The organism is Bartonella sp. MR90HLJMH (genome assembly GCF_042194115.1).
Classification (GTDB): Bacteria; Pseudomonadota; Alphaproteobacteria; order Rhizobiales; family Rhizobiaceae; genus Bartonella; species Bartonella grahamii.
Genome location: NZ_JBHIMM010000010.1, coordinates 61,703 through 69,019, shown reverse-complemented (window position 1 = coordinate 69,019; position 7,317 = coordinate 61,703). Strand labels below are relative to the sequence as shown.

The 7,317-nt window shown below is 37.9% G+C and carries 5 protein-coding genes; 3 read left to right on the top strand and 2 right to left on the bottom strand.

Translation table 11 applies throughout. The features are described from left to right. Positions 1–263 precede the first annotated feature (263 nt). The 3 genes from ACFIJ9_RS07415 (at position 264) to ACFIJ9_RS07405 (ending at position 3,500) form a co-directional block, all read left to right on the top strand. The gene (locus ACFIJ9_RS07415; RefSeq protein ID WP_375636470.1) at positions 264–656 is read left to right on the top strand and encodes a Fur family transcriptional regulator; all 393 of its coding nucleotides are present in this window, start codon (positions 264–266) and stop codon (positions 654–656) included. Between the two features lie 155 nt (positions 657–811). Beyond that, complete coding sequence (locus ACFIJ9_RS07410; protein WP_375636469.1) at positions 812–1,906, top strand: HlyD family secretion protein; 1,095 nt, start codon at positions 812–814, stop codon at positions 1,904–1,906. A gap of 22 nt (positions 1,907–1,928) precedes the next feature. Further along, on the top strand, positions 1,929–3,500 hold the full coding sequence (locus ACFIJ9_RS07405) for a DHA2 family efflux MFS transporter permease subunit (RefSeq protein WP_375636467.1): 1,572 nt from the start codon (positions 1,929–1,931) through the stop codon (positions 3,498–3,500). Between the two features lie 1,099 nt (positions 3,501–4,599). On the opposite strand, the gene ACFIJ9_RS07400 is transcribed toward ACFIJ9_RS07405, so the two are convergent. Beyond that, a complete protein-coding gene (locus tag ACFIJ9_RS07400; protein WP_375636465.1) occupies positions 4,600–5,184 on the bottom strand; it encodes a GNAT family N-acetyltransferase in 585 nt (194 codons plus the stop codon). 75 nt (positions 5,185–5,259) lie between these two features. Continuing rightward, on the bottom strand, positions 5,260–6,393 hold the full coding sequence (locus tag ACFIJ9_RS07395) for a type III PLP-dependent enzyme (protein ID WP_015856754.1): 1,134 nt from the start codon (positions 6,391–6,393) through the stop codon (positions 5,260–5,262). Positions 6,394–7,317: the final 924 nt, after the last annotated feature.

Below are 7,317 nucleotides of genomic sequence, written 5' to 3'. Positions count from 1 at the left end.
ATCATTTTTTACTTTTTTTTAAAATAAAATAACATAAACAACTGGTTGTATTTCAATACATTACACTAAAATAAAAAGCGTATAAAAAGTTCCTTGCTAGATAACAGCGGCTTTCAGATTATAATACCCCTCCCCTCACAACGATTGCAACTTTTCTTACATATCACAATAAGGCTAAAGATAGAGTACATATTCTATAATCACCATTGCATAAACCTCTTACACGCTTTATGCTTTGCCATAAGAGCAAAAGGAAGATGTCAATGTCATCTAAACTGACGCGTAACCAAACATTGGTTTTAAACACTTTAAAAAAAGCAAAAGGGCCTTTAAGTGCTTATGCGATTCTCAATCACTTACGCGAAGAAGGTTTTCGTGCACCTCTCCAAGTTTATCGTGCGTTAGAAAAACTCGTACAGTTAAAGTGTATTCATCGTCTTGAAAGTGTAAATGCCTTTATGGTCTGTTTACACCCTGAAAACTGTCAACATGAACTTACAACGTTTATAATTTGCGAAAACTGTGGTACAGTCAACGAAATACAAAATCAAACGATTGTATCGAGTTTAAAACAGATGGTTCAAGCTGTTGACTTCCAAGCCCACAAAAGCACCCTAGAAGTACGAGGCCTTTGTAAAAAATGCGTAACAAAATAAGACCTTGAACTTGCAAGTTCATATTTTTAGCATTATGTTTCAAAAATCATCTTATTGCTTGAAAAGCTCTTATCGTCCTTGCATGTATATCACCCTAGTCTATAGTGATGGGTTTATTATACTCAGTGGAACATAAATATTGAAAGTATAAAATCATGTCCGTAACTGAGACAATTTTTTCAACCAAAAACTTCAATAAAACGCAACAAAAGAAAGTAATCAAAGCTCTTCTTATTGTCTTTGCACTTTCTGTGCTTTGGTTTAGCTATAAGTATATAACGCAATGGCGTTATATACTCTCCACTGACGATGCCTACGTGCAAGGAGATATAGCAGCTATTGCGACTAAATTAAATGGATATATTGAAAAAATTGCCATTAAAGCCAACCAAGTTGTAAAAAAGAACGATGTTTTATTTTACCTAGACAACGGTGATTATCAAATAGCCTTGGATCAAACAGACGCACATCTTAACACACAGAAAAAAACACTTCTACGCATTGATGCACAAATCACAGCCGCTCATAGTGCTTTAGATGATGCAAAAGCACAAAAAGCAGCCGCTTCAGCCATAGCAACCAATGCACAACTCACCTTAAAACGTGTAACAGAACTGAAAAAAAATCGTTATGCTCCTCAATCCGAGGTTGATGATGCCAAATCAGCTTATGAACAAGCCGTTGCGAATGTTAACAGAGCGGACGCACAAATGGCTGCAGCACGTGCGAATATCCGAGTGCTAGAAGCGCAACGAAGTGAAATAGAAAGCCAAACAAAGAGTTTAGAACTCACGCGTGAAAAAGCACAACGTGATCTTGATTCGACCGTTATACGAGCGCCATTTGATGGCGTTATAGGAAATTTAACAGCAAAAACGGGAGATTTTGTTGTAAATGGCCAACGTCTTGCGGCGTTAGTCCCCATACATGCACTTTATATTGAAGCCAACTATAAAGAAACACAGTTGCAAAATATTCACGCAGGACAAAAGGCTTATATTGCTATTGATGCATTCAAAAAGGAATTTTTTACAGGAAACGTGCTTTCTATTTCGCCCGCAACAGGCGCTGTTTTTTCTCTTTTGCCTCCACAAAATGCTACTGGTAACTTTACAAAGATTGTCCAGCGCATTCCCGTACGTATTTCTATTCCAGAAGAAGTCTTAAAAACCGGACATATCCGAGCAGGGATGAGTGTTTCAGTGAAAGTTGATACACGTACAAAGCCACAAGATAAAAGTCTCTTATAACAAAAAAGTAGAAGATCTTACTATGACATCTTCCATACCAGAGCCCATACAATCTCAAGAACGCATCGGAATGCACAAAATTATAGTTTTTATTGCTATGTCTTTTGGCATGTTTATGGCAATCTTAGATATCCAAATCGTTTCCTCTTCTTTAGCTGAAATTCAAGCGGGTCTTGCAGCAAGCTCTGAAGAAATTTCATGGGTTCAAACTTCCTATCTCATCGCTGAAGTCATCATGTTGCCGCTTTCTGGATTTTTAGGACGATTGCTTTCAACACGTGTTTTCTTTACCTTATCAGCTATCGGTTTTACGATTACTTCTGTTCTTTGTGCAACGGCAACATCTATTGGAGAGATGATTTTGTATCGCGCACTACAAGGTTTTATTGGTGGTGGAATTATCCCTAGTGTTTTTGTTGCCTCCTATGTCCTTTTTCCTCCTTCCAAACGTCCCATTGTTACCCCTATCGTCGGACTGGTCGCAACATTAGCCCCCACCATTGGTCCAACCGTGGGAGGCTATATTTGTCATCTCTCATCGTGGCATTGGCTCTTTCTCATCAATGTACCCTTCGGGATTATCATCTCAATTCTCGCTTGGAAATTAATTGATTTTGATAAAGCTGATCCCTCTTTAATGAAGAAATTTGATTGGTTAGGCCTCATTTCTATGGCTACTTTCTTGGGAACTTTAGAGTATGTTCTAGAAGAAGGAGCACGTCATGATTGGCTGAGTGATAGGCTGATTCGGAATTTTTTCATTATCATGATTCTTGCTGCAGCCTTATTCTTCTGGCGTGCTTTTACAGCAAAAGAACCCATTGTAGATCTCTCTACTTTTTCTAATTTTAATTTTTCTGCTGCATCCATTTTTTCCTTTGCACTGGGAATAGGTCTTTATGGACTCACATATCTTTATCCTGTCTATTTAAGCCAAATCCGCCATTATGATGCCCTCATGATTGGAGAAACATTGTTTCTTTCAGGATTCGCCATGTTATTAACTGCTCCGCTTGCTGGATTTCTTTCAGCCCGAATGGATGCACGTTTAATGATGGCAATAGGACTTTTGGGTTTTGCAATAGGCACTTGGATGGCGAGCTCTATCACAGATAACTGGGATTTTTGGCAACTCTTTTGGCCGCAAGTTTTCCGTGGTGCTTCTGTGATGTTATGTATGGTTCCTGTTAATAATATTGCCTTGGGAACACTCCCGCCAGAACGAATGCAAAATGCTTCTGGACTCTTTAATCTCACACGAAATCTAGGTGGTGCTGTAGGGCTTGCGATTATCAGCACTCTCATGACAAAACGCACAGACTTCCATTATGAACGAATAGCCGAAACGCTTAACCACGCAAACAGACAAGCAACTGAAATGCTTTCAAAGCTTACTTTATTTTTCAAAACAGAAACCTTTGATTCGTATACTCTTGCTCTTTCTCAATTGTTTGGTATGGTACGCATACAAGCAACGATTATGGCTTTTAGTGATATTTTCTTTATTATGACCATTATCTTTGTTACTTTGACATTTATGACCATTTTTCTTAAAAAAATACCACCTCTCATGGATGCACCACCAAGTCACTAAACTTAATTAAAATTGAGAAATATTTTTCATCTTTATCACCTTCCTCGCTTCCTATGCACTTTATCTCTTCTCAAGAGACAGTATAAATCAACATATGATTCTAAATGATTCTTCTGATAAAAATTCTTTTCAATGCGGGCTCTTTACGCACTTAAAAATAACTTCTCGCATACAAGAATTGTTTTAGATGATAATAAACAAAGAGCTTATCTAAAGTGCTCCACACCATAAAGATAAAGCAGCTATTTCTATAGGATTTTTGATTTACCACCGTAGGGCAAAAAACATTAAAACAATATTTGCGCCTGTCATTAAATCTCTCATCTATCTACCCCCCCTTTTACGCTACTATCCTCATAAAAACTATTCTGTAAGATTCTTTGCCCTTCACTCTTTTGATTCTCACAAGAATATTCATAAAAGATTGATGATTCTTGTGATTTTTATTCATTCACCTATTTCCCTTATAATATGTAGGAGAACATTTTTTTGATTCTGGATACAAAATTTTACATGAGAAAATCATTTTGTATTTGATACTCTCATGCCAATTGCAAAACGATCTACCTTTATAGCAAAAAAAATAATGATATATTTTTTTCAAAAAAGTTGCTTTTGAACATATAATTTTATTTTTTATACTCTTTGAACAAGCGCTAAAATTGTATAAAATTTCTCAAAATGTCTCTCTATTGAATCAATCAAAACTATTCCCTTGCACATAAAAAGCAAAGAGATAAAAACTGCTTAAGAAAAAAGTAAAATATCCAACCGTTTCGATGCATGATCTACCAACGATATTGAAAACTGGAAAACTGCATGATGATACCGGCTTTAAAAGAATACAAGACCACTCAAAAATCCGGTTCCTTAATATTATAAAACAGGACGCTATTCCAAAAAAATGAGCTTTAAATATATTCCTACTCACTTAACTGAAATTATCAAAAATAAGAAACCAGCCACATAAAGAAAAAGCCATATAATAAAATCGCAATACAACTCCCCAAAACTTTGTACCGCTAAATACTTTGGCACTAGTCAGAATAGTATGCTCTCCTCAACGCCAGCTGTTGAAAAACAAATTTAAACACTATCTTCAAGCCACTTTATGATGCTGAAAACGATTCGAAACTTCTCGTTCTCCACTAGGAACTAAAGTGCCATAACACCCAGAAAGATAATGTGGTATCAGTTCCAACGCTTGAAAGCGATGCTTTTCATAAGGACCAGGCATTGCCAAATTTTCTGTTAAACTATTTGAAAAGCCAAAACGTTGATAAAATTCAAAATCCCCTACCAGCAAAATGGCGCCATATCCCAATTTTTTTGCTGTTTCAATTGCGTGGCGGACTAAAATTGATCCTATTCCCAGACCAGCACATTCAGATGCGACAGCCAAGGGACCCAAAAGTAAAGCATGTTGTGTTTTATTTTTTCCTTTAGAAAAAGAAACATGCCAAAGACGGACACTTCCCACAAGCTCTCCAAGCGCATTTTTAACCACAAAAGAAAGTCCTTGAGCAGCTAACCGACCACGACGTAAAGCCTCTGATGATTTACGTTTACGTCCATACCCCATCGTTGAATCAAGCAAAATTTCTCGATAAGGCTTATCTGCTTCTTGCTCCAATAAAAGTGTAAAACATGCCCCATCTTTTGTTTGAAAATTCATCATGTTCATCTCAATGACCGCCCTCTTATAGCGCCATGACGAGCATAGCAAAAAATCTAAAAAACCTATAGTTAAAAGGAAACCTCAGATCACATATGATCGTAAAGGCTCAAAACCATTAAAAGCAACCGATGCGTAAGTTGTTGTGTAAGCACCCGTCCCATGAATCAATATTTCATCTCCTATCGTTAGGGATAGAGGAAGCGGATAAGGTGTTTTTTCATAGAGAACATCTGCCGAATCGCATGTTGGTCCAGCCAAAATACAAGGCTCCATAACCTTATCATCATGAGGTGTCTCAATAGGATAACGAATGGCTTCATCCATAGTCTCAGCAAGACCATTAAATTTTCCAATATCAAGATAAACCCATCGTACATTATCATTATCAGCTTTTTTAGATATCAGAACCACTTCTGTACGAATAACACCAGCATTACCAACCATCGCACGCCCAGGCTCAATAATCGTCTCAGGAATACGATTACCAAAATGCTTTTTCAATGAATCAAAAACTGCTGTACCATAAGCTTGTTCTGTAGGGACATCTTTCAAATAACGCGTTGGAAAACCGCCCCCCATATTCACCAACCTCAACGAAATGCCTTCTTGTTCCAAACGCTTAAAAACTGTAGCAGCATCCGATAAAGCACGATCCCACGCACTCAGATCAACCTGCTGAGACCCAACATGAAAAGAAACACCATAGGCTTGCAAACCCAATTGGTGTGCCCGTCTTAGAACATCAACCGCCATAGCAGGGACACAACCGAATTTGCGTGACAATGGCCACTCTGCACCTTTTCCATCGGTAAGAACACGGCAAAAAACACGTGCTCCTGGAGCAACACGCGCAATTTTTTCCACTTCTTCAACACAATCAACTGCATAAAGTGAAACACCCAATGCATATGCTCGTGCAATATCACGTTCTTTTTTAATCGTATTCCCAAAAGAAATACGCTCTGACGTTGCTCCTGCTTTTAAAGCCATTTCAATTTCTGCAACAGAAGCCGCATCAAAAGAAGATCCTAAAGAAGCAAGCAAACGCAAGATTTCAGGTGCTGGATTTGCCTTTATTGCGTAAAAAATACGCGACTGCGGCAGAGCTTTTTCAAAATTTAAATAGTTGTCACGAACAACATCAAGGTCAACAATTAAGCATGGACCTTCAGAACGATGTGTTGCAAGAAAATCGCGAATACGTTGCGTTGCCATCTGCAATTCTCCTTGAGGGAAAGCTCCCCCACTCTATGCTTGGACAGCCAAAACTGCCAAAAGCTAAAGGACAAAAAACACACAACAACTATCCCCATTCTGATTACAAAAAACCAGAAATTAGCATTGTATGCAGCGAAAGAACAGCGCGAAGCCGCGTCATTCTATTTTATCTGCCTTTTTGATTGGAGTTGAGAAAACCACTTCCGCACTGAAGGCAATGAGGTGTGCCTCTATAGTTATCCCAGTATTTAAAACTGGAAGACACCAGAAAGGCCCGCACCGTCGTTGCTTCAAGATGTCCTCATTCTTGCAATTGGCTGTAAGAATGACTGGAGCGGTTAGTTCCAGGTACCGTACCGGTTAATCTCACCATTTGAGAACCAGCGGACACCCACAGGCACGTGCGACTTTGGGCAATGCATCCTATAAAACGAATTCTTGCTCATTTCAATCATTTTTTTAATTTTAAACATTTTTTAATTCTTAAAGATAAAATGATGCGAAAAAACAACACTCTCTTCCACCAGACAAAGCTATCCATCCGCTTTCATGAGATGACACCCCTTACATCATCCGTGCAACATAAATCACTGTCTTGCTTTTAAAGCCCCTCATTTCTTTGCCCTATTCTATCTCCTAATATCCGCAGCAGAAAATAACGCAAAGTAAATTACTCAACACATTAATTTATAATGATAATTTATTATTTTGCCCTTAAACAACAATCTCATCATAAAATTCTCTTATTTCAACCCTCTTACAATGAATTCGTTAAGATCATTCTTTTGCGCATTACAAATAAAAAACAACTGAAAAAAGGGGAACCTCTTATATATCCTCTCAAATGCAAGGATGACCAACATTGAAAACTGGGGATAGTAACGACTGAAGCACTATCATTTTTAAAGATAACGATGTCCT